We start from the raw sequence: 26,432 nt of genomic DNA, 5'->3' as shown, positions 1-26,432 counted from the left end.
GTCCACCGAGGACGGTCAGCGTGCCGGGTCGGCGACTGCCGACCCGGCCATCCGCTCCCGCAGGCTGCGCGGGCGCAGGTCGGTCCAGTTCGCCTCCACGTACGCCAGGCAGTCGTCCCGGGACTGCGGGCCGTCCGCGCCGAACGTCACCGCCCAGCCGGCCGGTACGTCCATGAAGGACGGCCAGAGCGAGTGCTGCCCCTCGTCGTTGACGAGCACGAGATACTGCCCGTCCGGGTCCTCGAACGGATTGGTGGTCATGATTCGATCCTTTCCGGCTGGTCGGCGGGTACGCCGTCCGACTGGGTGGGCAGGGGTGGTGCCTGATCGGCGGTTCCGGTCCCGAGCGCCGAGAGCGGCAGGTCCGGCCGGACAAGGGCCGAGGCGAGCAGCCCGAGCAGCTCGTCGGTGAGCCGGCGTGCGGTCGCCGGGTCGAACAGCTCGACCGCGTACTCCAGTTCGCCGTGCACCGGGCCGTCGCCGACCGGCTCGTAGAAGCTGACCGTCAGTTCCGCCCGGGTCGTCCCGGTCGGCACCGGCGCGAACCGCAGCGCCGCCGCGCCGCCCGGGCCGTCCAGCCCGGCCTCCTCGTGGTGCACCAGCATCACCGGCGGCAGCGTCCAGCCGGCCGGCAGGATGCGGCGTACCGCGTCGAACGGGACGTCCTGGCGGTCGAAGGCGCTCAGGTCCGCCTCGCGGATCCGGCCGAGCAGTTCGGTGAAGGTCGGGTCGCCACCGGTGTCGGTGCGCAGCACCAGCGGGTTGACGAAGCAGCCGACCAGGTCGCCGAGGGCCGCCTCGGTCCGGCCGGCCACCAGGGTGCCGATCGACACGTCCGGCCCGGCGCCGATCCGGTGCAGCAGCGCCGCCAGAGCGGCCTGGAACACCATGAACATGCTGGTCCCGGTCTGCCGGGCCAGCTCGTCGACGGCCCGGTGCGACGCCGGGTCCAGCACGAACTCGACCCGGCCGCCGCGCCCGGACAGCGCCACCGGTCGCCGCCGGTCGGTCGGCAGGACCAGCCGATCCGGTACGCCGGACAGCGCCCCCCGCCACCAGTCGAGCTGCCGGGCGTGCCGGCTGCCGGAGTCGACCGGATCGCCGAGCAGGGTACGCGCCCAGCGGGCGTAGTCCGGATAGCCGACCGGCAGCGGCGCCCACTCCGGTGCCCGACCGGCGACCCGGGCCGCGTACGCGGTGCCGAGGTCCCGGGCCAGTGGCACCACCGACCACTCGTCCACCCCGAGGTAGTGCATCGTCAGCAGCAGTACCCGATCGCCGTCCGGACCGGTCAGCAACCGGGCCCGCAGCGGCGGCTCCCGGGTCGGGTCCACGCCGGCCCTGACCAGCTCGGTGATCCGCTCGTTCAGCGGCACCCCGCTCCCCGGCAGCACCTCCAGAAGTGCCCGGTCGGTCGCCGGCACCGGTACGGGCTCGCCGCCAGCACCGGCCGCCAGCGCGGTACGCAGCGGCTCGTGCCGCTCCACCAGGTCGGCCAGCGCCGCCGCCAGCGCCGCCACGTCCAGCCTCGCCCCGTCGCCCGACCCGCTGCCCGCCCCGTCGCCAGGCCCGTCACCCGGCCCGCTGCCCGCCGAATCGCCTCGCCCGCTGCCCGCCGAATCGGCCGGTCCGCTGGCCGGTCGGACCAGCAGGGCGAGGTCCCAGCCGGTCCGACCGGCGGAGTCCCGCTCGGCCGGGTTACGGTGCAGGTCCCACCAGATCCGTTGCACCGGGGCCGCGACCGGCTCGGCGACCTCCTGTGCCGGGCGCAGTGCCGGACGCTCCGCCACCGCCCCGGCGAGCCGGTCCGCCAGCCCGGCCACCGTCGGCGCCTCGAAGATGTCCCGCACCGCCAGGTCGACGCCGAGCGCCGCCCGGACCCGGCCGAGCAGCCGCATCGCCGCCATCGAGTGGCCGCCGAGGGCGAAGAAGTCGTCCGAGATCCCCACCTTCGGCAGCCGGAGTACCTCCGCGACCAGTTCGGCGAGGGTCTGCTGTGCCGGGGTGGAGGGCGCCTCGTCGCCGGTCAGCGCCGCCCAGTCCGGCGCCGGCAGGGCACGCCGGTCGAGCTTGCCGTTGGCGGTCAGCGGCAGCGGTCCGTCGAGTACCAGCACGGCGGACGGGACCATGTAGTCGGGGAGCAGCTCGGCCGCGTGTGCGCGTACCTCGGCGGGGTCGAGTGGTCCGGCCGCCGGCACCACGTACCCGGCGAGTCGGGTCAGGTCGGCGTTGCGGTGCACCACCACCGCCGCCTGGCGTACCCCCGGGTGCCGGGCCAGCACCGCCTCCACCTCGCCCAGCTCGATCCGGAAGCCGCGGATCTTCACCTGGTCGTCGACCCGGCCGAGGAAGTCCAGGATGCCGTCGGCCCGCCACCGCGCCCGGTCACCGGTCCGGTACATCCGGGCGCCAGCCGGGCCGTACGGGTCGGCGACGAATCGTTCGGCGGTCAGCCCGGGACGGCCGAGATAGCCCCGGGCCAGACCGCGACCGCCGACGTACAGTTCACCGGCCACCCCGGGCGGCACCGGGCGGAGCCCCTCGTCCAGCACGTAGGCCCGGGTGTTCGGGTCGGGCAGTCCGATCGGCACCGCAGCGGCCCAGTCCGGCTCGGCCCGCCAGAGCGTGGAGTTCACCGTCGCCTCGGTCAGCCCGTACGCGGCGAACAGCCGTAGCCGCTGCGCCCATCGCCCGATCAGGTCCGGCGGCACCGTCTCGGTGCCGACCAGCACCACCAGCCCGGCCGGCAGTTGGCAGTCCGGCGGCAGTGCCGACACCAGGGACGGCGGCAGGATGGCGTGGCTCACCCGTTCCCGCTCCAGCAGGTCCACCAGGGGCCGGCCGGGCGCCCGGGCCTCGTCCGGGGCCAGCACCAGCCGGCCACCGGCACACAGCGCCATGGCCAACTCGAAGACGAAGACGTCGAAGCCGGTCGAGGCGAACTGGAGCACCCGGGAGGAGGCGTCCACCCCCATCCGGTCGGCGGCGGTCGCGACCAGACTGCCGATTCCCTCGTGCGGCACCACCACGCCCTTGGGCCGACCGGTGCTGCCCGAGGTGTAGATGACGTACGCCGCGTGGTCCAGCCCGGCCGGTACCACCGGCCCGGTCCCGGCCGGGACGGCCGGCGTCGTCGGCACCGGCTCCGGCCGGACCGGCTCGACGAGCAGCCGGTCCACTCCGGGCAGCTCCGGCAGCCGCTCGGCGGCCTCCGGTGTCGTCACCACGGTCCGGGCGCCGGAGTCCTCGACCATGTATGCCAGCCGGTCGGCCGGATGGCCGAGGTCCAGCGGCAGGAACGCGGCACCGAGCCGCAGTACCCCGAGCACCACCGCCACGGTCTCCAGCGAGCGGGGCACCGCCACCCCGACCACCGTTTCCGGACCGACGCCGTACCCGGCGAGCAGTCGTGCCATCCGGGCCGCCTCGGCGTCGAGCTGGGCGTACGACAGGGTCCGCCGCCGGTCGACCACGGCGACGGCCTCCGGGTTCTGTGCCACCCGCCGGGCGAACATCGCCGGCAGGGTCTCCTCCGGCACCGGCCGGCCGGTGGCGTTGAACTCGCGCAGCACCCGGTCGCGCTCATCGCCGACGAAGGCGTCGATCCGGCCCACCGGCGTTGCGGGGTCGGCGACGACCGCCTTCGCCAGCCGGAGCAGCCGCTCGCCGAGGAGCGCGACCGTCTCCCGGTCGAACAGGTCGGTCCGGTACTTCAGCAGGCAGCTCAGCGCGTCGTCGTCCGGCTCGACGGAGTCGGCCGTCCCGGCCGTCCCGACGGACCCGGCGGTTCCGACCGACCCGCCCGGCGCGACGGACCCGCCCGGCGCGACGGACCCGCCCGGCGCGACGGACCCGCCCGGCGCGACGGACCCGCCCGGCGCGACGGACTCGGCGAAGTCGAAGACCAGGTCGAACTTCGCGGCCGGGGTGTCGACCGGCTCGTCGGTGACAGTCAGCCCGGCCAGGCCACTCCACTCGGCGGTCCGGTTGCGGTGCACCACCATCACCTGGAACAGCGGGTTCCGGGAGACCGAGCGGGCCGGGTTGACCGCCTCGACCACGGCCTCGAACGGCACCTCCTGGGCGGAGAAGGCGGCCAGGTCGGTCTGCCGGACCCGGGCCAGCAGCTCGGTGAAGGTCGGGTCGCCGGACACGTCGGTCCGGAGTACCAGGGTGTTGACGAAGAACCCGACAAGATCGTCGAGGGCCGCGTCACCCCGCCCCGCGATCGGCGCGCCGAGCGGGATGTCGGTGCCGGCGCCGAGCCGGTGCAGCAGCGCCGCGACCAGCGCGTGCGCCACCATGAACAGGCTGGTACCGGTCCGGGAGGCGAGCCGGCGCAGCCCCGCGCCGACCTCGGCGGGCAGCACCACGGAAAGTTCCGCCCCGGCCGGGTCCGGTCGTCCCGACCGGGCCCGGTCGGTGGGCAGCACCAGCTCCTCCGGCGCCCCGCTCAACGTGGTACGCCAGTAGTCGAGCTGCCGGGCGGCCAGGCTGGCCGGGTCTGCCGGGTCGCCGAGCAGCCGGCGCTGCCACAGGGTGTAGTCGGCGTACTGGACCGGCAGCGGTGCCCACTCCGGCGCCCGTCCCGCCCGCCGGGCCGCGTACGCCGTGCCGAGGTCGCGCAGGAACGGCCGGTCCGACCACTCGTCGGTGGCGACGTGGTGCAGCACCAGCACCAGGACGTGCTCCTCCGGACCACCCGACTCCAGGCCACCCGACTCCAGGCCACCCGACTCCGGACCACCCGACTCCGGACCACCCGGCTCCGGGCCGACCGCGACGAGAGCGGCCCGCAGCGGCAGCTCGGTGGTCAGATCGAACGGGCGACGCACCGTGTCCCGGACGATCCCGGTCACCTCGTCCGGAGCGGCGGCGATGTTCTCCAGCACCGGCCGGGCGTCGGCCGCCGGCAGTACCCGCTGGTACGGCCGGCCGTCCCGCTCGCCGAGCAGGGTCCGCAGCGTCTCGTGCCGGCCGGTCAGGTCGGCCAACGCGGTACGCAGCGCCGCCACGTCCAGCGGCCCGCGCAGCCGTACCGCGATCGGGAAGTTGTACGCCGCGGACTCCGGCGCGAGCTGCTGGATCATCCAGAGCCGCTGCTGCGCGGAGGAGAGCGGCAGAACGGCTGGGCGCTCGGCCGGGACCAGCGCGATCCGGGCCGCACCGTCATCGGCCGCGCCGTCCGGCCCGGCGGGCCCGATCCGGGCGGCCAGCTCGACGACCGTCGGCGCCTCGAACAGGTCGCGGATCGCCAGCTCGGCGCCGAGCGCCACCCGGGCCCGGCTGACCAGCCGGATCGCCAGCAGGGAGTGGCCGCCGAGGTCGAAGAAGTTGTCGTCGACGCCGATCTCCGGCACGCCGAGCAGCTCGCCGAAGAGGGCACAGAGCGCCTCCTCGGCGGCGGTGGCCGGCGGACGGGCGGCCGCACCGGCCCGGACCGTCGGGGCCGGCAGCGCCGCCACGTCGAGCTTGCCGTTCACGGTCAGCGGCAGCCGGTCCAGCGGCACCAGCGCGGCCGGCACCATGTAGTCCGGCAGCCGCCGCTTCAGGTCCGCCCGGAGGGCGGCCAGCACGGCGTCGTCGTCCGGCTCCGTCCACTCTGCGGCGCGGACGAGGTAACCGGCCAGCCGGCGTACCGCCGGGTCGGTCGAGGAGTCGACCACCACCGCGGCGTGCGCCACCAGCGGGTGCTCGGCCAGCGCGCTCTCGACCTCGCCCAGCTCGATCCGGTACCCGCGGATCTTCACCTGGTCGTCGGTGCGCCCGAGGAAGTCCAGGTTCCCGTCCGACCGGCGCCGGACCAGGTCGCCGGTGCGGTACATCCGCTCCCCCGGCGCACCGTACGGGTCGGCGACGAAGCGCTCGGCGGTCAGCCCGAGCCGCCGGTGGTAGCCCCGGGCCAGTCCGATCCCGCCGATGTACAGCTCACCGGGGGCGCCGGGCGGGACGAGTCGCAGGTACGCGTCGAGTACGTACGCCCGGGTGTTCCAGATCGCCCGGCCGACGGTCGAAGTGACGCTGTCTCCGGTGCCGCCACCGAGGGTGTTGATGGTGTACTCGGTCGGCCCGTACAGGTTGTAGCCGGCCGTACCCTCGGTGTCCCGCAACCGGTTCCAGACCGCCTCGGAGACCGCCTCGCCGCCGAGCAGCACCAGCACCGGCCGGTGTCGAGGAGTCCCGCCGGTGTCGTCCGTCGGCTCGCCGAGCGGCTCGTCGACCGGCTGCCCCAGCGGCTCGCCGGCAAGGTCGTCCCGGTCGAGCAGGCCCTCCTCGATCAGGTGGTGTGCGTAGCTCGGGGTGACGTTGACAACGTCGATCCGGTGCCGGTCACAGTAGGCGACCAGCGCCTGGGCGTCCCGGCGCAGCTCCTCGTCGCAGACGTGCACCTCGTGCCCCTCGACCAGCCAGAGCAGCTCCTCCCAGGACATGTCGAAGGCGAACGAGACGGTGTGCGCGATCCGCAGCCGCCGGCCACCGGCCGCCGCCACGGTCGGGTCGAAGATCGCCTCCCGGTGGTTGAGCTGCATGTTCGTCAACCCCCGGTACGGCGTCACCACCCCCTTCGGCCGCCCCGTCGAGCCGGAGGTGTAGATCAGGTACGCCGGGTGCTCCAGCCGGTCCGGCTCGCTCCGGGCGAACCCGGCCGGCAGTTCGGCGTCGGCGAGCGCCGCGCCGGAGAGCCCGGCCAGCTCGGCCTGTACCGCCGGATCGTCGAGCGGCACCGTCGGGGTGTCGGTCCCCGGCAGCCCCGCCCGGACCGGGGTCACCGTCAGCAGGCACATCGGGGCGGTGTCGGCGAGTACGAAGGCCAGCCGTTCGGCCGGATGGTCCAGCTCCAGCGGCAGGTACGCGGCCCCGGTGCGCAGCACCGCGAAGAGCGCGACCACCATCTCGATCGACCGGGGCAGCGCCAGCGCGACCACCCGCTCGGGTCCGGCGCCCCGGGCGACCAGCAGCCGGGCCAGCCGGTTGATCCGGGCGTCGAACTCGGCGTAGGTCAGGGTGCGGCAGGCGTTGACCACTGCAATCTCGTCCGGGGTCCGGGCGGCCTGCTCGGCGAGCAGGTCGGCGACGGATTCGGTGCCGATCGGGTGTCGGGTGGCGGTCCACTCGGCGGCCAGCTCGGCCCGTTCCGCCCCGGTGAGCAGGTCGAGCCGGCCGACCGGGATCTCCGGCTCGGCGACCAGCCGGGCGAGCAGCGCGACGAACCGGTCCAGCAGGGTCCGGGCCAGCTGGCCGGGTACGACGTCCGGGCGGTGGTCCAGGGCGACCCGGAGCCGCTGTGCCGGGGTGACCACCAGGGTCAGCGGATAGTGGGTGGCGTCCACCCCGTCGAGGGCGGCGATCCCGTGCCGGTCCCGCAGCCGGGCCGACTCCCCCTCGTCGACGAAGTTCTGCAACACGTAGAGGGTGTCGAAGAGCCGGGCGTGCCCGCTGGCCCGCTGCACCGCGCCGAGCCCGAGGTGGTCGTGCGGCATCAGATCGATGCGCTGTTCCGCCAACCGACGCAGCAGGCCGCGCACCGGTTCGCCGGGCTCGGCGGTGACGCGTACCGGCACGGTGTTGAGGAAGAGCCCGATGATGTTCTCCACGTCCGGCACGTCCGCGTGCCGACCGGCGACGGTCATCCCGAAGACCACGTCGGTGCGGCCGAGGTGACCGCCGAGGACCAGCCCCCAGGCAGCGGTGAGCACGGTGTTGAGGGTCAGCCCGTGCCGGCGGGCCAGTCCGCGCAGCCGGTCGCCGAGCGCGGTCGGCAGTTCGGCCCGGACCCGGTGCGGTACGACCGGTGCCAGGCTCGCCTCCGGGGCGACCAGGGTCGGCTCGGCGAGGCCCGCGAGAGCGTCCCGCCAGGCCCGACCGGCCCGCTCGGTGTCCTGGGTGGCCAGCCATTCCAGGTGGTCCCGGTAGGAGCCGGCCGGCGGCAGGTCCCGGTCGTCGCCGTCCCGCTCGTAGAGGGTGAAGAGCTGTTCGACGAAGAGTTCCTCGGACCAGCCGTCCCAGAGCACCAGGTGGTGGCTGACGACGAGCCGGTCCCGGTCGTCGCCGAGCCGGAGCAGCAGCAGCCGGCACAGCGGCGGCCGGGTCAGGTCGAACCGGGTACGCCGGTCCTCGACCATCAGCTCGGTCATCCGGGCCCGCTGGGCCTCCGGGTCGAGGTCGGTCAGGTCCACCTCAACCACCGGCAACTCGGGGGCCACCCCGACGAACTGCACCGGCTGGGACAGCCCCTCGCTGGCGAACCCGGCCCGCATGCTGGGGTTGCGGGCCAGCAGCGCGGCTCCGGCCCGGCGCAGCCGGTCCAGATCCAGCCGGTACCCGAGGTCGAAGGCGTCCTGCGCGGTGTAGACGTCCAGCGCCGAGGTGTCGTAGCTGGCGTGGAAGTACAGCCCCTCCTGCAACGGCGAGAGCGGCCAGATCTCCGCCACCGGTACCGGGCTGGTCCGCTCGATCCGGTCGATGTCGTCCCGACTCAGCGACAGTCCGGCCGCGATCGCCGGGGTGGGCCGGGCCTCCGCACCGTCCGGACCGGCGGTGCCCGCCGGCTGGCCGGCGGCGGTGCTGAGCTGGCGTAGCGCGTCGAGCCACTCGGCGGCCAACCCGGTCACGTCCGGCTCGTCGAGCACGCCGTCCGGCCACGTCCAGGTCGCGGTCAGCGCCGGCCCGGCCGGCGTCTCGGTGGCGACCACGTCGACCTGGATCAGATGGGTCAGGCCCAGCCCGCCGTTGACGGCGATGATCGCGTCGGACTCGGCCGCCGGCGTCCAGTCCAGCTCGGTGCCACCGGGGAACCGACCGTAGTAGTGGAACAGCACCTGGGCCGAGGAGAGTCCGGCCAGGATCGGCGCCGCCTGTGCGTTCAGGTGCCGCAGCAGCCCGTAGCCGAGGCCACCGTCCGGAACCGCCCGGATCCGCTCGCCGACCGCGGCCAGCAGGTCGATCGGGTCGGTGCCGGCCGGCAGGCGTACCGGCTGGACGCTGGTGAACCAGCCGACCGTGCGGGAGAGGTCGAGCTCGGGTTCGATCTCCTCCCGGCCGTGCCGTTCGAGGTCGACCAGCAGGTCGGCAGCACCGTCGCGGCCGTGCCGCTGCTGCCACCGGGTCACCCCGAGCCGGAACGCCGCGAGCAGTACTGCGGTCACCTCGGCACCGACCGCCGCCGGTACGGCGGTGAGCAGCGGCAGCGTCTCGGCCGGGTCGAGGCGTACGACGTACTGGCGGGGCGGTTCCCCGGCCGGCCGAGCCTGCGCCGGCAGCAGCTCCGCTCCCGGGGCGAGCGTCTCGACCCAGTGCGCCAGCTCCGCCAGCCGCTCGGGGCGCTGCGCGTGCTCGCCGAGCACCCGGGCGTACCGCCGCAGCGAGGTGCCGACCGGGGCGAGAATCGGGGGCTGCCCGGCCCGTACCGATGCCCAGGCGGCGGCCAGGTCCGCCAGGAGGATCCGCCAGGAGACGCCGTCGACCGCCAGGTGGTGGGCGGCGAGCAGCAGCCGGCCGGGCCGGTCGCCGCAGTCGAACCAGACCGCCTGGAGCAGGCTCCCCTCGTCCGGATCCAGCCGGTCGGTGGCGGCGGCGGACTCGGTGGCCAGCACGGCACGCAGCCCGGCGTCGTCCAGCCCGGCCACGTCGACCCGGCGTACCAGGTCGGCCGCCCGCACCACACCGGCCGGGGTCGTCTGGAGCGACCAGAGCACGGAGGCGATCCGGCGCAGCCGGAGCCGCAGGCCGGCGTGCCGGTCCAGCACCGCCTGGAGGACGTCGGTCAGCGACCCGAGGTCCAGCTCGGCCGGTACGACCAGCAGGGTGCTCAGGGTGAACCGGTCGATCGGCAGTCCGGTCTCCCGGAGCCAGTGCACGATCGGCAGCAGCGGCACCTCACCCAGCTCGTCCGGATCCGCGCCCGGTACGCCGACGGCGCGATCGCCGACCGGGGTCGCGGTGCCGGCCGACGGAGAACCGGCCGCCGGTGCGGCGGTCGTCGAGGCGGCGGTCGTCGAGGCGGCGGTCGTCGAGGCGGCGGTCGTCGAGGCGGCGGTCGTCGAGGCGGCGCCGGCCCTGGCCGGCGGGTCGCTCGGGGACAGGGCGGTGTCGCCGCCGCCGGCCCGGGCCAGCGCTCGTGGGGTCCGGTGCCGGAAGACGTCGCGCGGGGCGACCGCCAGTCCGTGCCGGCGGGCCCGGCTGGAAACCGCGATGGAGAGGATGCTGTCGCCGCCGAGGGCGAAGAAGTCCGCGTCGGCACCGACCTCGGGCACCCCGAGGACCTCGGCGAAGACCTCCCGGAGCAGCCGCTCGGCCGCGCCGCCCCTGGCGGGCCGTACCGGACCGTCCACCTCCGACGTCTTGGGCGGTGCCGGGGCGACGGCGGCCGTCGTGCCGGTGCCCTGCGGAGCGGGCAGGGCGGCCCGGTCGAGTTTGCCGCTGGGGGTCAGGGGCAGCGCGTCGAGCACCACGAACCGGCCCGGCACCATCGACTCGGGCAGCCCGGCCCGGGCCGCCGCGCGGACCGCCTCGACGTCGAGCCGGAGTCCCGCCGCCGGCACCAGGTAGCCGACCAGACCGGTCCGGCCCCGACCGTCGACCCGGGCGGCGGCGACCGCCTGCGCCACACCCGGCCCGGTCCGGAGCACCGCCTCCACCTCGCCGAGGTCGATCCGGTGCCCCCGGATCTTGACCTGGTCGTCGCTGCGGCCGACGTATTCGAGTACGCCGTCGGTACGCCACCGCACCAGGTCACCGGTGCGGTACATGCGCTGCCCCGCCGGCCCGTACGGGTCGGCGACGAAACGCTGCGCGGTCAGCCCGAACCGGGCGTGGTAGCCGTACCCGAGCTGGGTTCCGGCGACGTACAGCTCACCGGGTACGCCGGGCGGGACCGGACGGAGGCAGTCGTCCAGCACGTACAGCCGGGTGTTGGCCACCGGGCGGCCGATCGGCACGGTGCGTTCCGCGCCGCCGTCATTCGCCCACCAGGTGACCTGCACCGCCGTCTCGGTCGGTCCGTAGAAGTTGTCCAGCGCCGTGCCGGTCTGCGCGTGCCAGCGCCGGGCCAGTTCCGGCGAGAGTGCCTCGCCGCCGCAGGAGACCCAGCGCAGGCTGGCCGCCCAGCCGGGATCGGCGGTCAGCTCGTCGGCGAGCAGGAACGCCTCGACCAGCGAGGGTACGAAGGTGACCGCGGTGACCCGGTGCCGGTGGACCAGCCCGGCGAGTCGGCTCGGGTCACCGGCCTCGTCCTCGCCGGGCAGCACCACGGCGGCACCGGCGGTCAGCGGCCAGAAGATCTCCCAGACCGAGGTGTCGAAGCTGGCCGGGGCGAGTTGCAGCATCCGGTCGTCGGTGCCGAGGCCGAACCGCCGCTGCGACCAGGCGAGCTGGCTGACGATCGCCCGGTGGCCGACGAGTACGCCCTTCGGGTGGCCCGTCGATCCCGAGGTGTAGATCAGGTACGCCGGTGATTCCGGATCGCTGCCGTCACCGGCCGGAACGACCGCGCCCGACGGTTCCTCCGGTCCGGCCGTCGCCGAGACCAGCAGGTGCGCCACGCCGGCCGGCCGGGGCAGCCGGGCCATCACGTCCACAGTGGATACGACGGCCCGGGCGCCCGAGTCGGTGAGCACGACGGAGAGCCGCTCCCGGGGATGCGTGACGTCCAGCGGCAGGTACGCGGCACCCGCCTTGAGGACGCCGAGCAGTGCCACCACCAGTTCGGCCGACCGGGGCACCGCCACCGCGACGACGTCACCCGGCCGGACCCCACGGGCGGCCAGTCGCCGGGCCAGCCCGGCGGCCCGGCGGTCCAGCTCGGTGTAGTCGAGTAGCCGTTCGCCGTCGATCAGCGCGACCGCGTCCGGCGTCCGGGCCGCCTGCGCGGCGACCAGGCCGTGCAGGGTCTCCGGCGGCACCGGGGCGGCCGGGCCGGTGAGCCGGGCCAGCGCCGTGCCGCGCTCGGCCGCCGGCAGCAGGTCGATCCGCCCGACCGGCCGGTCCGGCTCGGCGACGAATACGCCGAGCACCTCGGCCAGGCCGCAACGGAGCTGGCGTACGGTCGCGGCGTCGATCCGGTCCGGGTCGTACTCGACGGTGAGGTCCAGCGACTCGCCGGCCGGCGACACCAGCAGGGTGACCGGATAGTGGGTCGCCTCCCGGAACTCGACCCCGGCCAGGGCGAGACCGCCGGCCCGCCCGGCCGGGACCGGGTCGACCGGATAGTTCTCCATCACCACCAGGCTGTCGAACAGCTCGCCGCCGCCGGCCAGCCGCTGGATCGCCGGCAGCCCGAGATGCTGTGCGTCGAGGAGTTCGGCCTGCTCCCGCTGGAGCCGGCCGGCCAGCTCGACCAGCGGTTCGGCCGGAGTCCAGCGCAGCCGGACCGGCAGGGTGTTGATGAACAGCCCGACCATCGCCTCGACACCGTCCAGTTCGGCGGGCCGGCCGGAGACCGTACTGCCGAAGACGACGTCACGCCGGCCGAGGCGCCGGCCCAGCACCACCGCCCAGGCGGCGTGCAGCACGCTGCCCACGGTCAGCCCGGCCGCCCGGACCCGCCCGGCCAACCCGGCGGCCACCTCGGGCGGCAGCGCCACCCGGACCCGCTCGGGGTGGAACATGCCGTCGAAGCCCTCCTCGGCCTCGGCGGCGAGCCGGGTCGGACCGTCCAGTCCGGCCAGCGCGGCCCGCCAGGCATCGCCGGCCGCCGCCCGGTCCCGGCCGGCCAGCCACTCGAGGTACCGCCGGTACGGGGTGACCGGCGGCAACCGGTCCGGCTCGCCGTCCGGGGCGTACCGGGCAAGCAGGTCTCGCAGGGTCACCCCGGCCGACCAGCCGTCGGTGACGATGTGGTGGTGGGTGAGCAGCAGGCTGTGCCGCTGTTCCGCCCACCTGACCAGTACGCAGCGCAGCAGCGGCGGTCGGGTCAGGTCGAACGGGGCGGCCCGCTCCGCCTCGGCCAGCGCCTCGAACTCGGCCGCCCGCTCCGGTTCCGGGTACCCGGTCAGGTCGACCTCGCGCCACGGCAGGGTGATGCCGTCCGCGACGAGCTGCACCGGCCGCCAATCGGCGAGCTGCGGGAACGCGGCCCGCAGCGGGGCGTGCCGGTCGAGCACGTCCTGCCCGGCCCGGCGCAGCGCGGCGGCGTCCAGCGGTCCGCGCAGCTCGATCACCTGCTGTACCCGGTACGGGTCCCGGTCCGCTCCGGCGGCGACCGCGTGGAAGTAGAAGCCCTCCTGCAACGGGGTCAGCGGCAGCACGTCGGCGACCACCGGTACGGCGGCGGCGAGGGCGTCCACGTCCTCCTGGCGCAGTGGCAGCAATGGGAAGTCCGACGGGCTCGGCCCGCCGGCCCCCGGCCGGGCGGCGTGCCGGACCAGCGCCTCCAGCGCGGCGAACCAGCCCTGCGCCAGCTCCGCCACGTCCGCCTCGGCGAGCAGCGTCGCCGGCCAGGCCCAGGTCACGCCGAGCCCGGGCCCGTCCGCCCGGTCTTCGGTGAACGCGTTCACCTCCAGCGTGTACGGCGCCACCGGCATGCCCGCGTCGAAGCCACCGGCGAGCAGGCCGAGCCCGGGCAGCGCCGTCCAGCAGCCGTCGGCGGAGGACTCCACCCCGAACCGGCCGAGGTAGTTGAAGCTGATCTGCGGCTGGGGCAGCCCGGCCAGTACGGCGGCGGTCTCCGGGTTGAGGTGCCGGAGCAGCCCGTAGCCGAGCCCATGGTCGGGGATGGCCCGCAGCCCTTCCTTGATCCGCTTCAGCGCCCGGCCGGCGTCCTCGCCGCCGGACAGCGCCTCGTCGAGGTCGATCGGCCCGACATCGAGCCGTACCGGGAAGATGCTGGTGAACCAGCCGAGGGTGCGGGACAGGTCGACGCCGTCGGCGAGCTGCTCCTCCCGGCCGTGCCCCTCCAGCGCCACCAGCGCGGGTCCGGGCAGACCGGTCCCCCGGCGCCGGCGCCAGTCGGCGAGCGCCAGGGCGAACGCGGTGAGCAGCACGTCGTTGACCCCGGCGGCGAACGCCGCCGGAATACTGGTGAGCAGCGGTGCGGTCTGCTCGGCCGGCAGCCGCAGGGTGAGCCGGCGGACGCTGTCGAGGTCGCCCACCGGGTTCAGCGGGCGGTCCGCCAGCGCCGGGTCGTCGCCGCGCAGCAGCTCCGTCCAGAGTGGCAGCTCGGCGGTCCGGTCCGCCGACTCGGCGTCGGCGTGCACCAGCTCGGCCCAGCGGCGCAGCGGGGTGCCGACCGGCTCCAGCCGGGGCGTCCGCCCGGCCAGCACGTCGGTCCAGGCGGCGGCCAGGTCGGGCAGCAGGATCCGCCAGGAGACCCCGTCGACCACCGCGTGGTGCACCACAACGACCAGCCGGCCGGCCCGGTCCGGGCCGGCGTCCAGCCAGACCGCCTGGAGCATCACGCCGGCCTCCGGTGCCAGCCGGGCGCCCGCGAAGTCGGCGGCCGCGGAGATCCGGTCCCGCAGCGCCTCGTCGGTCAGCCCGGCAGCGTCGACCCGGTGCAGGCGGTCCGCCGCAGGTACGGTACCGGGCGCCGGTACCACCAGCCGGCCCGGACGCTGCGGAGTGGCCCGGACCAGCCGGGACCGGAGTACGTCGTGCCGGTCGACCACCGCCTGGAGCGCTGCGGCCAGCCGCTCGACGCTCGCCTCGGCCGGTACCCGGACCGCCAGCCACTGCGCGAACGCGTCGATCGGCCCGCCGCACTCGTCCAGCCAGCGCATGATCGGGGTGAGCGGGAACTCGCCGACCCCGGCCCGGGGGTCGTCCTGCACGGCCCGCGACAGCGACTCGGCCACCGGCGCCAGCTCGGCGACGGTACGGCGCTGGAAGACCTGGCGCGGCGTGACCACCAACCCGGCCTGCCGGGCCCGGATCACGAGCTGGATCGAGACGATGCTGTCCCCGCCGAGGGCGAAGAAGTCGTCCTCCACCCCGACCTCGGGCAGCCCCAGCACCTCGGCGTAGAGGGCGCAGAGCACCTCCTCGCGGGCGTCCCGGGGCCGGGCTCCGGTGCTGCGCGCCGCGAAGTCCGGCGCCGGCAGGGCGGCCCGGTCCAGCTTGCCGCTGGGCAGCACCGGCAGCCTGTGCAGCGGTACGAAGGCGGCCGGCACCATGTGGTCGGGCAGCCAACTCCGGGCGTACGCGCGCAGCTCGGCCAGGAGGGCGGTGACGTCCCGGAACGGCGCGGGCCGGTTGGCGTACCCGTGCGGCGGGGCCGGCTCCGGCCGGGCCGGCCGGTACGCCGGTTCGGCGGGTACCGCGTCCGGGCGGGAGAAGAGCAGGTCGAGGCGGCCGTCGCCGACGGTACCGGACCAGGTGACCTCGACCCGGTAGCCGTGCCGTGCGGCCAGCTCGTACACCGCCTCGGGATCGACGGCCGACCCACCCGCCGGCCCGGTGTCGACGGCCGGGCCGGTACCGCCGTTCGGGCCGGTACCGCCGTTCGGGCCGGTGCCGCCGTTCGGGCCGGTGCCGCCGTTCGGGCCGGTGCCGCCGTTCGGGCCGGTGCCGCCGTTCGGGCCGGTGCCGCCGTTCGGGCCGGTGCCGCCGTTCGGGCCGGTGCCGCCGTTCGGGCCGGTGCCGCCGTTCGGGCCGGTGCCGCCGTTCGGGCCGGTGCCGCCGTTCGGGCCGGTGCCGCCGTTCGGGCCGGTGCCGCCGTTCGGGCCGGTGCCGCCGTTCGGGCCGGTGCCGCCGTTCGGGCCGGTGCCGCCGTTCGGGCCGGTGCCGACGGAGAGTTCCCGGTAGGCGGCGAGGTCGGCGTCCAGCCGGGCGTTCGGCACCCCGGTCACCCGCAGCGCGGCCGGCCGCGCCGAGTCGAGCCGGTCGGCCAGCCCGGCGAGCCCGGCCGGCTCGGCCGCCCAGGGCAGCTCCACGACAGCGTCCGTCCCGGACTGTGCGCTGGCGGCGGTGCGCAGCACCACGTCGTACCGGTAGCGGGTGAGTTCGTTGTGCGCGTGGCCGCGCTTGACCCAGAGGTCGACCGCGGTGATCGCCGACACCTCCCGGGCCAGCGCCGGGAAGAGGTCGGGATCGAGCAGCAGCTCGCCCTCCCAGCGCAGGCTCTGCTCGACGGCGGCCAGCGCGGCCTGCCGGCCGTCCGGGTCCGGCCGGCGGCGACCCGCCTCGATCGCCCCGCGCAACGCGCGGTGCAGCCGCAGGTTGCGCACGTCGCCGACGAAGACCGTGCCGCCCGGTGCCAGCAGGCCGACCGCCCGGCGCAGCACGTCGGCCAGGTAGTCGACGCTCGGGAAGTACTGGACCACGGAGTTCAGCACGACGGTGTCGAAGTAGCCGGCCGGCAGCCCGTCGGTGACGTCGGCCGGCTGGGCCCGCAGCTCGACCCGGTCGGCCAGCGCCGGGACTTCCGCCACCTGGTCGCGCAGCGCCTCGATCGCCGCCGGGGAGAGGTCGGTACCCCAGTACGCCTCCACCTCCGGCGCCACCCTGGCCAGCAGCAGGCCGCTGCCGACGCCGATCTCCAGCACCCGGCGCGGGCGCAGCGCGAGGATCCGCTCCACCGTCCGGTCCCGCCACTGGCGCATCTCGGCCAGCGGGATCGGCAGCCCGTCGTAGCTGCTGTTCCAGCCGGTGAAGTTCTCCCCGAACCGCTCGGTGCGCCCGGCGGTGTAGAGCAGTTCGTGCAGCTCCCGCCAGTCGTCCACCCGGGCCGACTCGACCCCGTCCCGCTCCGCCGGCCGGTCCAGCGCCGGTACGACGTACGCGGCGAGCCGTTGCTGACCGTCGCGCCCGGGCCGGGCCAGTACGGCGACCTGGCCGACCGCCGGATGCTGGGCCAGTACCGACTCGATCTCGCCCGGCTCGATCCGGTACCCCCGGATCTTCACCTGGTCGTCGGCGCGGCCGAGGAACTCCAGCCGCCCGTCCGGCAGCCAGCGCACCAGGTCACCGGTGCGGTAGAGCCGCCCGCCGGCCGGCCCGTACGGGTCGGCGACGAAGCGCTGCGCGGTCAGCCCCGGCTGGCCGAGATAACCCCGGGCCAGCCCGGTGCCGCCGAGGTACAGCTCGCCGGTGGCGCCGACCGGCACCGGCTGGAGGGCGGCGTCCAGCACGTAGCACCGGGTGCCGGGGTCGGGGCGGCCGATCGGCACCACGCCACCGGGCGGGGTCTGCGGGTCGCACTCCCCCAGCGTCGAGTTGACCGTCGCCTCGGTCGGCCCGTACGCGTTGAACATCGGCCGGCCCTGGGCCCACCGGGCGACCAGTTCCGGGGAGACCCGCTCGGTACCGGCCAGCAGGGTCGCCCCGGCCGGCAGGGTCAGCTCCGGGGGCATCGCGGCGAGCAGCGCCGGCGGCAGGATCATGAAGGTCACGCCGTGCCGGTGGGCGTACTCGGTCAGCGCCGGGCCGGGCACCCGACGCTCGGCGGGCACCACCACCAGCCGGCCGCCGGAGAGCAGCCCGAGGCAGAGGTCCCAGAACGCCACGTCGAAGCTGGGCGAGGCGAACTGGAGTACCCGGCTGTGCGGCCCGACGCCGAGCCGGGCGCTCTGGGTGGCGACCAGTTTGGCCACCCCGGCGTGCGAGACGACGACGCCCTTGGGCCGGCCGGTCGAGCCGGAGGTGTAGATGACGTAGGCGGCGTTCTCCGGTGCCGGCGACGGCAGGTCCCCCGGGCCCGACTCGACCTGATCGGTGTCGGTCAGCTCGTCGAGCAGCAGCCTGGGCAGGCCCGGGGTCTCCGGCAGCTCGCCGACCAGTTCCGCCGTGCTGACCAGGCAGACCGGCCGGGCGTCGGCCAGCATGAAGCCGATCCGCTCGGCCGGATAGTCCTGGTCCACCGGCAGGTACGCGCCGCCGGCCTTGAGCACCGCCACCTCGGCCACGATCATGTCCACCGAGCGGGGCAGGCAGAGCGCGACCACCCGCTCCGGCCCGACCCCCCGGGCCCGCAGCGCGTACCCGAGCCGGTCCGCCCGGGCGTCCAGTTCCGCGTACGTCAGCTCGACGTCCTCGCAGACCACCGCGACCGCCCCGGGTGCCCGGCGTACCTGCTCGGCGAAGAGTTCCGGCCAGGTCGCCGGGGGTGCCGGCCGGACCGTCTCGTTCCACTCGACGAGGATCCGGTGCCGCTCCACCGCCGTCACCCCGGCCTCTGCCGTCGGCCCGGCCTCTACCGTCGGCCCGGCCTGGGTCGTCGGCCCGGTCTCGGTCGTCGGCCCGGTCTCGGTCGTCGGCCCGGTCTCGGTCGTCGGCCCGGTCTCGGTCGTCGGCCCGGTCTCGGCGCGGTTCAGGTCACTTGTGGGCACGACGAAGTACCGCCTCTCGCGAGCGGGTGGGAACGGTCCGGTGTGCGGAGTGTCGGGAATCGGCCGGCGGTCAGCCGTCGCCGAGCAGCGGCAGGATCTGGTCCAGCGCGTACGGGACGCTGAGCACGGTGCTGAACGAGAGCGCACCGCCGAGCGGCGGGTTCTCGTACGGCAGGAAGACCGCCCGGTTCTGCTTCGCCACGTCCAGGGTGGCGTAGACCTTGTCCGCCTTCACCCGCGGCTCCGCGCTGGCGTCCGAGGTGAGGAAGAGCAGCCTGTCCACGTCGACCAGGTCGAGCCGCTCGGAGCCGATCTCGGCGGCGTACTCCTTGCCGGCCGCCTGCACGATGCTGTCCGGCACCGTGAAGCCGAGCTGGGTCATGAAGACCACCTTCGGGTCGCTCGGCGCGAAGACCGCGTACTTGCCGGCCTCGTACGGGTCGACCACCGCCACGGTCTTGCCGGCGAAACCGGGGTGTTCCTGCCGGGCCTTGGCGAACCGGGCGTCCACGTCGGCGATCAGCTTGTCGGCCTGCTCCGGCTTGCCGAGCGCGCGGCCGGCCTGCCGGGTCATCTCCTGCCACGGCGCGGCGTAGTCGGCGAAGCCCTTCGGCTGGGCCACGGTCGGGGCGAGTTGGGAGAGCTTCTGGTACTGCTCCTGGGTCATTCCAGAGTAGAGCCCGATGATCAGATCCGGACGCAACGCGGCGATCTTCTCGAGGTTGTAGTCGTCCCGCTCACCGACGATCTCCGGCGGGGTGCTGCCCCACAGCGGCTGCGCCCACGGCCACTTGCCGTACGGCCGCTCCAGGAACCAGTCGATCGCACCGACCGGCACGACGCCGAGGGCGAGCACCGGGTCCTGGTCGCTGAGCCCGAGCGTGACCACCCGGCTGGGCGCCTTGGTGATCTCGGTGCTGCCGTACTTGTGCTCGACGGTCACCGGGAAGGTGCCACCGGCGCTCGTCGAAGGCGTCGGGTCGGCGCCGTCGTCGCCACCGCCGCAGCCGGCCAGGCCGAGTACGAGTACGAGGGCGGCCAGCGCCGCCGCCAGTCGGACGGGCCGGGGACGCATCGTGCGGGCAGGTGTCGTGGACATCGGCTCCTCTTCGGTCTCTCGGGTTCCCCCGCCGGTTCGGCGGTCGGACGGACATCCGTCTCGGCGGGCCCGGCACTGTGCGCCGGCTCGGAATGCGGTCGCGCGACATCCGGCGACGGTGCCTCGACGTCGGGCCCGGCACCGGCGTCCGGTTCCGATGACGGTGATAGTAAGGTAATCCTTACCTAACCTCAACAGCTTCGCCGGGACGGGCCTCCCCAACCATCGAAGCCGTGAACTAAGGTATACCTACCCTAAGAAGCGAAACCCCTGCACATTGCCGGCGGACGAGACCCGATTTGCCGGCGGAAGAAACCCGAGGACCGCGTGACGACCGACCAGGCACCACCGGTGAGCCGACCCGCGCCCGTCCGGGCGACGGGTCACCGATCCAGGCGTCCGGTCGGGCTCTTCCTGGTCGCCACGACCGTCCTGATTGTGCTGTCCCTGCTCTCCGTCGCGGTGGGCAGCCGGCAGATCCCGCTGGACCAGGTGGTGCAGACCCTCCTCGACCGGGCCGGGGCGCGCGGCGTCGACCCGCAGATCGAGGCGATCGTCTGGGGCGTACGCCTGCCGCGCACCGTGCTCGGCCTGCTGGTCGGGATGGCACTGGGCCTCTCCGGCGCCCTGATGCAGGGGCTGACCCGCAACCCGCTCGCCGATCCCGGCCTGCTCGGGGTCAGCGCCGGTGCCGCGCTCGGCATCGTCGTCGCGATCGCCTGGTTCGGCATCGCCACGCTCTACGGCTACATCTGGTTCGCCTTCGCCGGTGCCCTGCTGGCCAGCGTGGTCGTCTACCTGCTCGGCGGGCTCGGCCGGGGCGGCTCCACCCCGGTCAAGGTGGCGCTGGCCGGCATCGCGATCACCTTCCTGCTCAACTCGGTGACCAGCGCGGTCGTGCTGCGCGACCCGGAGGCGCTCAACCGGTACCGCTTCTGGGCGGCCGGCTCGCTCTCCGGGCCGGACTTCGGCACCATCGGCCAGCTCCTGCCGTTCCTGGCCGCCGGCACCGTACTCGCGCTGGCCGCCGCCCCCGCGCTGAACAGCCTCGCCCTCGGCGACGACGTCGCGGCCGCGCTGGGCCGCCGGGTCGGACTGGTACGCCTCCAGGGCACCCTGGCGGTGACCCTGCTCGCCGGGGCCGCGGTCGCGGTCGCCGGGTCGATCGTCTTCGTCGGGCTGGTGGTGCCGCACGTGGCCCGGCTGATCACCGGCCCGAACCACCGCTGGCTGCTGCCGTTCACCATGGTGCTCGCACCGAGCCTGCTGCTGCTGGCCGACATCGTCGGTCGGGTCGTCGCCCGGCCGAGCGAGGTCGGCGTCGGCATCATCGCCGCGTTCATCGGCGGTCCGTTCTTCATCATGCTGGTCCGGCGCCGCCGGCTCGCGGAGCTCTGATCCGGTGACCCTCCTCGACCTGCGCCGCACCGGCGGGCGTACCGCGTTCCGGATCGGCCGGCCACCGGTCTCCGGCGTACTCCGGGCGCGGCTGCTGACCTGCTGCCTCGGGCTCGCCGCACTGGCCTTCGTGGTCTTCTGCGTCGGCATCGCCACCGGCGACTACCCGGTCAGCCCGCTGCGGGTGGTCCCCGCGCTCTGGGGTTCCGGCGATCCGGGCCAGGTCTTCATCGTGCGGGAGCTGCGGTTGCCCCGGGCGCTGACCGCCGTACTCGCCGGTGCCGCGTTCGCCGTCTCCGGGGCGATCTTCCAGACCATCACCCGTAACCCGCTGGCCAGTCCCGACATGATCGGCATCAACGCCGGTGCCACCACCGCCGTGGTGGCCGCCATCGTGCTCGGCGGTGCCGGGCTGAGCCTGCCGGCGCTGGGCCTGATCGGCGGGCTGGTCACCGCCGCGCTGATCTACCTGCTGGCCTGGCGGCGTGGCGCCACCGGCTACCGGATCGTGCTGGTCGGCATCGCCGTCTCCTGGATGTGCGCCAGCGCCACCGACTACCTGCTGACCCGGGCCCAACTCGCCGAGGCGCAGGCGGCGCTCGGCTGGCTGGTCGGCAACCTCAGCGGTCGCGGCTGGGAGACGGTCGGTCCGCTCTCCGCCGCGGTGCTGACCCTGCTGCCCGCCGGGATGCTGCTCGGGCGGTGGACCCGGACCCTGCACCTCGGCGACGAGGTGGCCCGGGGGCTCGGCACGCCCGTGCAACTGGCCCGGCTCTGCCTGGTGGTCGTCGGCGTCGCGTTGGTCGCGTTCGCCACCGCCGCCACCGGGCCGGTGCTGTTCGTGGCACTGGCCGCACCGCAGATCGCCCAGCGGCTGGCGGGGCTCCCCGCGCCGCCACTGCTGGCGTCCGCGCTGACCGGGGCCCTGATGGTCTCGGCCAGCGACCTGGTGGCCCGCTGGATCATCCCGGACGTCGACCTGCCGGTCGGCGTGGTCACCGGGGCGCTCGGCGCGGCGTTCCTGCTCTGGCTGCTCGTCCGGACCAACCGCGCCGGTTCTGGAGGCTGACGATGACCGTGGACCTGACCATCACCGACACCGCGCTCGACGCCCCGCCGCCGGGCGCGGCCGGTCACCCCGAGCTGCGGGCCGAGCGGCTGCGCCTGGCGTACGGCGAGCGGGTGGTCGTCGACGACCTCGACCTGGTGATACCGGCGGGCCGGATCAGTGTGATCGTCGGCGCCAACGCCTGCGGCAAGTCCACCCTGCTCCGGGCGCTGGCCCGGCTGCTCAACCCGACGGCCGGCAGCGTCCAGCTCGACGGCCGGGCGATCCACTCCCTGCCCACCCGGCAGGTGGCCCGGCAGGTGGGGATCCTGCCGCAGGCACCGGTCGCGCCGGACGGCCTGACCGTGCTCGACCTGGTCGGCCGGGGGCGCTCGCCGCACCAGACCTGGTGGCGGCAGTGGTCGCCGGAGGACGAGCGGGCGGTGACCGACGCGCTGGCCGCGACCGGGGTCACCGAGCTGGTCGACCGACCGGTGGACGAACTCTCCGGCGGGCAGCGGCAACGGGCCTGGATCGCCATGGCGGTGGCCCAACAGACCCCGGTGCTGCTACTGGACGAGCCGACCACCTTCCTGGACCTGTCGCACCAGATCGACGTACTCGACCTGGTGGTGGACCTGAACCGGCGGGACGGCCGGACCGTGGTGATGGTGCTGCACGACCTCAACCAGGCGTGCCGGTACGCCGACCACGTGATCGCGATGAAGGGTGGCCGGATCGTCGCGCAGGGCGAACCGTCGAGTGTGGTCACCACCGAACTGGTCGACGAGGTCTTCGACGTGCGGTGCGAGGTGAGCGTCGACCCGCTGACCGGCACACCGCTGGTGATCCCGACCAGCCGGCACCACCCCCGGCCGCTGATGCCGGTGGCCGCCGGCGCCTGACCGGTCCTGGCTCGACCGTCCACAGGGCTCCGGCGACCACCGCCCGCGTCAGCGGCGACGGTTCAGTGACCCTTTTCGACCTCCCCTTGCGGCGGTGGACCGCAGGGCCGGACGCGGTCCGTGAGCGCCGCGCGGTCCAGGTGGAGAAGGTTCAGTCGCTGGCGCAGGTCGTCGTCGCGAGGTACGGCCCGGTGCTGCTGCCCGGGTAGTACGGCGTGAGCGTGGTCGCCGGTTGGGTCCCCGCCGGACAGGTCTCGGAGAGCACCCAGCGCGGGGTGAACGGGTCCGGCACGCACTGGTAGATCCGCTGGTCGTGGTCGACCGGATAGCGGCCGTACAGGCTGAGACCGTCGGCGCTGCACGGCCGGGCCTGTGCGGCCTGTGCCGGTACGGCGGTGACTCCGACCGCCGCGCCGGCCCCGACGATCGCGAGCACCGCGATCCGGGTGGCGAACTTCTTCATCGGTTCCTCCCCTTCCGCACTCCCATCGATGATGAGATCGTTGGGTAATTAAACAAAGTCGTGCCGGGCTAGCACAACGAACCTTTCCACCTCCCCTTGCGATCCGTGGTGGCCGCAGGTCAGAGTCGGGACGCGCGCGCCACGCCGTCCAGGTCGGAAAGGTTCGACGGACGGGGGACGCATGGGACGCGGCACCGACGGACGTCGGCTCGTCCGCAGTGGCGCGGCGGCACTGGTGGCGGTGCTGCTCAGCATGGTGGTCACGGCCGGCACCGGCACCGCGGACCCGGCCGACGGGTTTCCCTTCCGGGACCCTCGGCTGCCCGACGGGCAACGGATCGACGACCTTCTCGGCCGGCTGACCCTGGACGAGAAACTCTCCCTGCTGCACCAGTCGCAACCGGCCATCCCCCGCCTGGGCGTCGGATATTTCAAGACCGGCACCGAGGCCCTGCACGGGGTGGCCTGGTCCAACGACGTCGACGCCGACTGGAACGTGGTGACCGCCACCGAGGCCACGGTCTTCCCGCAGGCGCTCGGCCTGGCCAGCACCTGGGATCCGGACCTGGTCCGGCGGATCGGCTCGGCCGTCGGCGACGAGGTGCGCGGCCACCACGCCGCCGATCCGGACGTCTGGGGCCTCCAGGTCTGGGCGCCGGTGGTGAACCTGCTGCGGGACCCCCGGTGGGGCAAGAACGAGGAGGGCTACTCCGAGGACCCGCTGCTGACCGGCGCGATCGCCACCGCGTACGGACGGGGCCTGAGCGGGGACCATCCCGAGCGACTCAAGACCGCACCGGTGCTGAAGCACTACGCGGCGTACAACCGGGAGGCGGAGCGGAGCCTGACCTCGGCCGGCCTGCGACCACGGCTGCGGCACGAATACGAGGATCCGGCCTTCCGGTCCGCGATCGCGGCCGGCGCCGCCACCGGGGTGATGGCCGGCTACAACCTGGTCAACGGCCGCCCGAGCCACGTCAACCCGGACTTCGCCGAGGTGATCCGGGCGTGGACCGACCGCGACCTCTACCACGTCAGCGACGCCTGGGCTCCGCACGCGCTGACCCAGCTCCAGGGCTACTACGCCGACGAGACCGAGGCGTACGCGGCGATGCTCAAGGCCGGGCTGGACAGCTTCACCGTCGACGACGGCCAGCCCGGTCCGATGGTGGCCACCCTGCGCGCCGCGCTCGACCGAGGGCTGCTCACCGTCGCCGACGTGGACGCCTCGGTGCGGCGGGTGCTGTCGATCCGGCTCCGGCTCGGGCACTTCGACCCGGACGGCGGCCCGTACGCACACATCGGTCCGGAGGTGATCGGCAGCCCCGCGCACCGACGCCTCAACCGGGAGGCGGCGGAGCGGGCGATGGTGCTGCTGCGCAACTCGGCCGGCACCCTGCCGGTGGACCCGACCCGGGTCCGGAACGTCGCCGTGATCGGCCCGCTGCACGACGCGCTGCACGGCGACTGGTACGGCGGCGCCCTGCCGTACCGGGTGACACCGCTGGCCGGGATCCGGGAACGGCTCGGCGACCGCGTCACGGTCACCGGCGTCGAGGCGCTCGACCGGGTGGCGCTGCGCGACCTGGCGACCGGGCGGTACCTGACCGCCACCGGCACCGCCACCGGGGAGAACGTCGTCGCGGCGGCCGGGCCGGCCACCGCCGCCGCACAGTGGGACCAGAACGACTGGGCGGGCGACGTCAGCACGCTGCGCAACGCCGGCAACGGGCGCTACCTCGCCGGCAACTGGGGGCCGTACCACACCGCCGAGACGGAGATCGGCGGATGGTTCGTACCGCAGCAGTTCGCGCTGGAACGGGAGCCGGACGGTGCGTACCTGATCCGGTACGCGGGCTACGAGACCAACGAGAGCTGGTGGCCGTACCCCGGTCGGTATCTGACGGTGTCCCCGGACGGCGCGGTCGGCACCGGCGAGCGCGCCGCCGCCGCCCGGTTCGCCCGGGAGGTGGTGGAAAGCGGTGCCGCCACCGCCGCCGCGGCGGCTGCCCGGGCCGACGCGGCGGTGGTCGTGGTCGGCAGCCATCCGCTGGTCTACGGGCGGGAGAACGCCGACCGGCGCAGTCTGGCGCTCGGTGCCAGCCAGTCCGCACTGGTCGAGGCGGTCACCTCGGCCAACCCGGACACCGCGGTGGTGCTGGAAACCAGCTATCCGGTGACCCTGGCGGCCGAGCCGGCGACGCTGCTCTGGACCACCCACGCCGGGCCGGAGACCGGCCGGGCACTGGCGGGCACACTCTTCGGCGACCGCAACCCGGGCGGGCGGCTCAGCCAGACCTGGCCTCGCGCCGACGCCGACCTGCCGCCGGACCTGCGCGACTACGACATCATCCGGTCCGGGCAGACCTACCTGTACCACCGGGGCGAGCCGCTCTTCCCGTTCGGGCACGGCCTGTCCTACACCCGCTTCCGGTATGCGAACCTGCGGGTGGGCGCGCCGTCGGCCGGGCCGGACGACTCGGTGACGGTGACGGTCGAGGTGACCAACACCGGTCGGCGGACCGGCGACGAGGTGGTGCAGCTCTACACCCGGCAACGCACGTCCCGGGACCGGATGCCGCTGCGGCAGCTCCGCGCCTTCGGGCGGGTGACCCTCGCCCCCGGCCAGACCCGCCGGGTGACGTTCGCCGTCCGGGCGACCGAACTGGGGCACTGGGACGTGACCCGGGACCGCTGGGTGGTCGAGTCCGCCGAACACGACCTGCTGGTCGGCGCCTCCGCCACCGACGTCCGGCAGCATGGCACGCTGCGGGTGCGCGGCGAGACGATTCCGCCCCGGGACCTGTCCCGGTCGACCCGGGCGGAGAACTTCGACGACTACGACGGAATCCTGCTGGTGGACGAGACGAAGGTGCGCGGCACCGCCGTCGAGGGTGCCGGCTCCGGCGGCTGGATCGCGTTCACCGGCACGGCCCTCGACGCCCGCTCGCGCACCCTCACCGTCCGGGCCGCGAGGTCCGCGCCGGGCGACGAAACCATCGAGGTACGCCTCGACTCCCCGACCGGTCCGCTGCTGGGCCGGGCCACCGTGCCCAGCACCGGCGACCGGTACGCGTACACCACCGTGCAGGCGGCGCTGGCCGGCACGACCGGGGTCCGGGACGTGTACCTGCGGCTCGGCGCCGGCCTGCGGGTCAGCGAGTTCACCATCGGGCCGGGCGCCGGCTGAGGTCGGTCAGGGCATCCAGCGACTTCACCACCGGAGCGGCGACCGACTGAGGCCGGTCAGCGCATCCCC

At 74.8% G+C, this 26,432-nt stretch carries 8 protein-coding genes; 4 read left to right on the top strand and 4 right to left on the bottom strand.

Going from position 1 to position 26,432, the window contains the following annotated elements:
• Window positions 1–15: 15 nt before the first annotated feature.
• The 3 genes from ACQEVC_RS28965 to ACQEVC_RS28955 form a co-directional block, all read right to left on the bottom strand.
• Window positions 16–261, bottom strand: coding sequence for an MbtH family protein (locus ACQEVC_RS28965; protein ID WP_432883649.1), 246 nt, complete (start codon window positions 259–261; stop codon window positions 16–18).
• Entirely contained in the window at window positions 258–18,260 is an 18,003-nt protein-coding gene (locus tag ACQEVC_RS28960) for an amino acid adenylation domain-containing protein (RefSeq protein ID WP_432883647.1), read from the bottom strand. The genes ACQEVC_RS28965 and ACQEVC_RS28960 overlap by 4 nt, the downstream gene beginning before the upstream one ends.
• 70 nt (window positions 18,261–18,330) lie before the next feature.
• Window positions 18,331–19,359 (bottom strand): iron-siderophore ABC transporter substrate-binding protein, encoded by a 1,029-nt coding sequence (locus tag ACQEVC_RS28955; protein WP_432883644.1) that lies wholly within the window; start codon window positions 19,357–19,359, stop codon window positions 18,331–18,333.
• A gap of 351 nt (window positions 19,360–19,710) precedes the next feature.
• Between ACQEVC_RS28955 and ACQEVC_RS28950 the strand changes: the two genes are divergently transcribed.
• From ACQEVC_RS28950 to ACQEVC_RS28940, 3 genes are read left to right on the top strand one after another with little or no spacing between them, the layout of a single operon-like run.
• Window positions 19,711–20,757, top strand: a complete 1,047-nt coding sequence (locus tag ACQEVC_RS28950; protein ID WP_432883641.1) for a FecCD family ABC transporter permease — start codon at window positions 19,711–19,713, stop codon at window positions 20,755–20,757.
• A gap of 4 nt (window positions 20,758–20,761) precedes the next feature.
• Window positions 20,762–21,826 (top strand): FecCD family ABC transporter permease, encoded by a 1,065-nt coding sequence (locus tag ACQEVC_RS28945; protein ID WP_432883639.1) that lies wholly within the window; start codon window positions 20,762–20,764, stop codon window positions 21,824–21,826.
• 2 nt (window positions 21,827–21,828) lie between these two features.
• Window positions 21,829–22,710, top strand: a complete 882-nt coding sequence (locus ACQEVC_RS28940) for an ABC transporter ATP-binding protein (protein ID WP_432883636.1) — start codon at window positions 21,829–21,831, stop codon at window positions 22,708–22,710.
• A 151-nt stretch (window positions 22,711–22,861) separates the two neighbouring features.
• Here ACQEVC_RS28940 and ACQEVC_RS28935 read toward each other — a convergent pair whose 3' ends face one another.
• The gene (locus tag ACQEVC_RS28935; protein ID WP_432883634.1) at window positions 22,862–23,173 is read right to left on the bottom strand and encodes a hypothetical protein; all 312 of its coding nucleotides are present in this window, start codon (window positions 23,171–23,173) and stop codon (window positions 22,862–22,864) included.
• A 181-nt stretch (window positions 23,174–23,354) separates the two neighbouring features.
• Here ACQEVC_RS28935 and ACQEVC_RS28930 point away from each other — a divergent pair, with 181 nt between their 5' ends.
• Window positions 23,355–26,363 (top strand): glycoside hydrolase family 3 C-terminal domain-containing protein, encoded by a 3,009-nt coding sequence (locus ACQEVC_RS28930; protein ID WP_432883631.1) that lies wholly within the window; start codon window positions 23,355–23,357, stop codon window positions 26,361–26,363.
• Window positions 26,364–26,432 lie beyond the last annotated feature (69 nt).

The organism is Plantactinospora sp. CA-294935 (genome assembly GCF_050936445.1).
Classification (GTDB): Bacteria; Actinomycetota; Actinomycetes; order Mycobacteriales; family Micromonosporaceae; genus Plantactinospora.
This window is presented reverse-complemented; position numbering and strand designations above follow the sequence as displayed.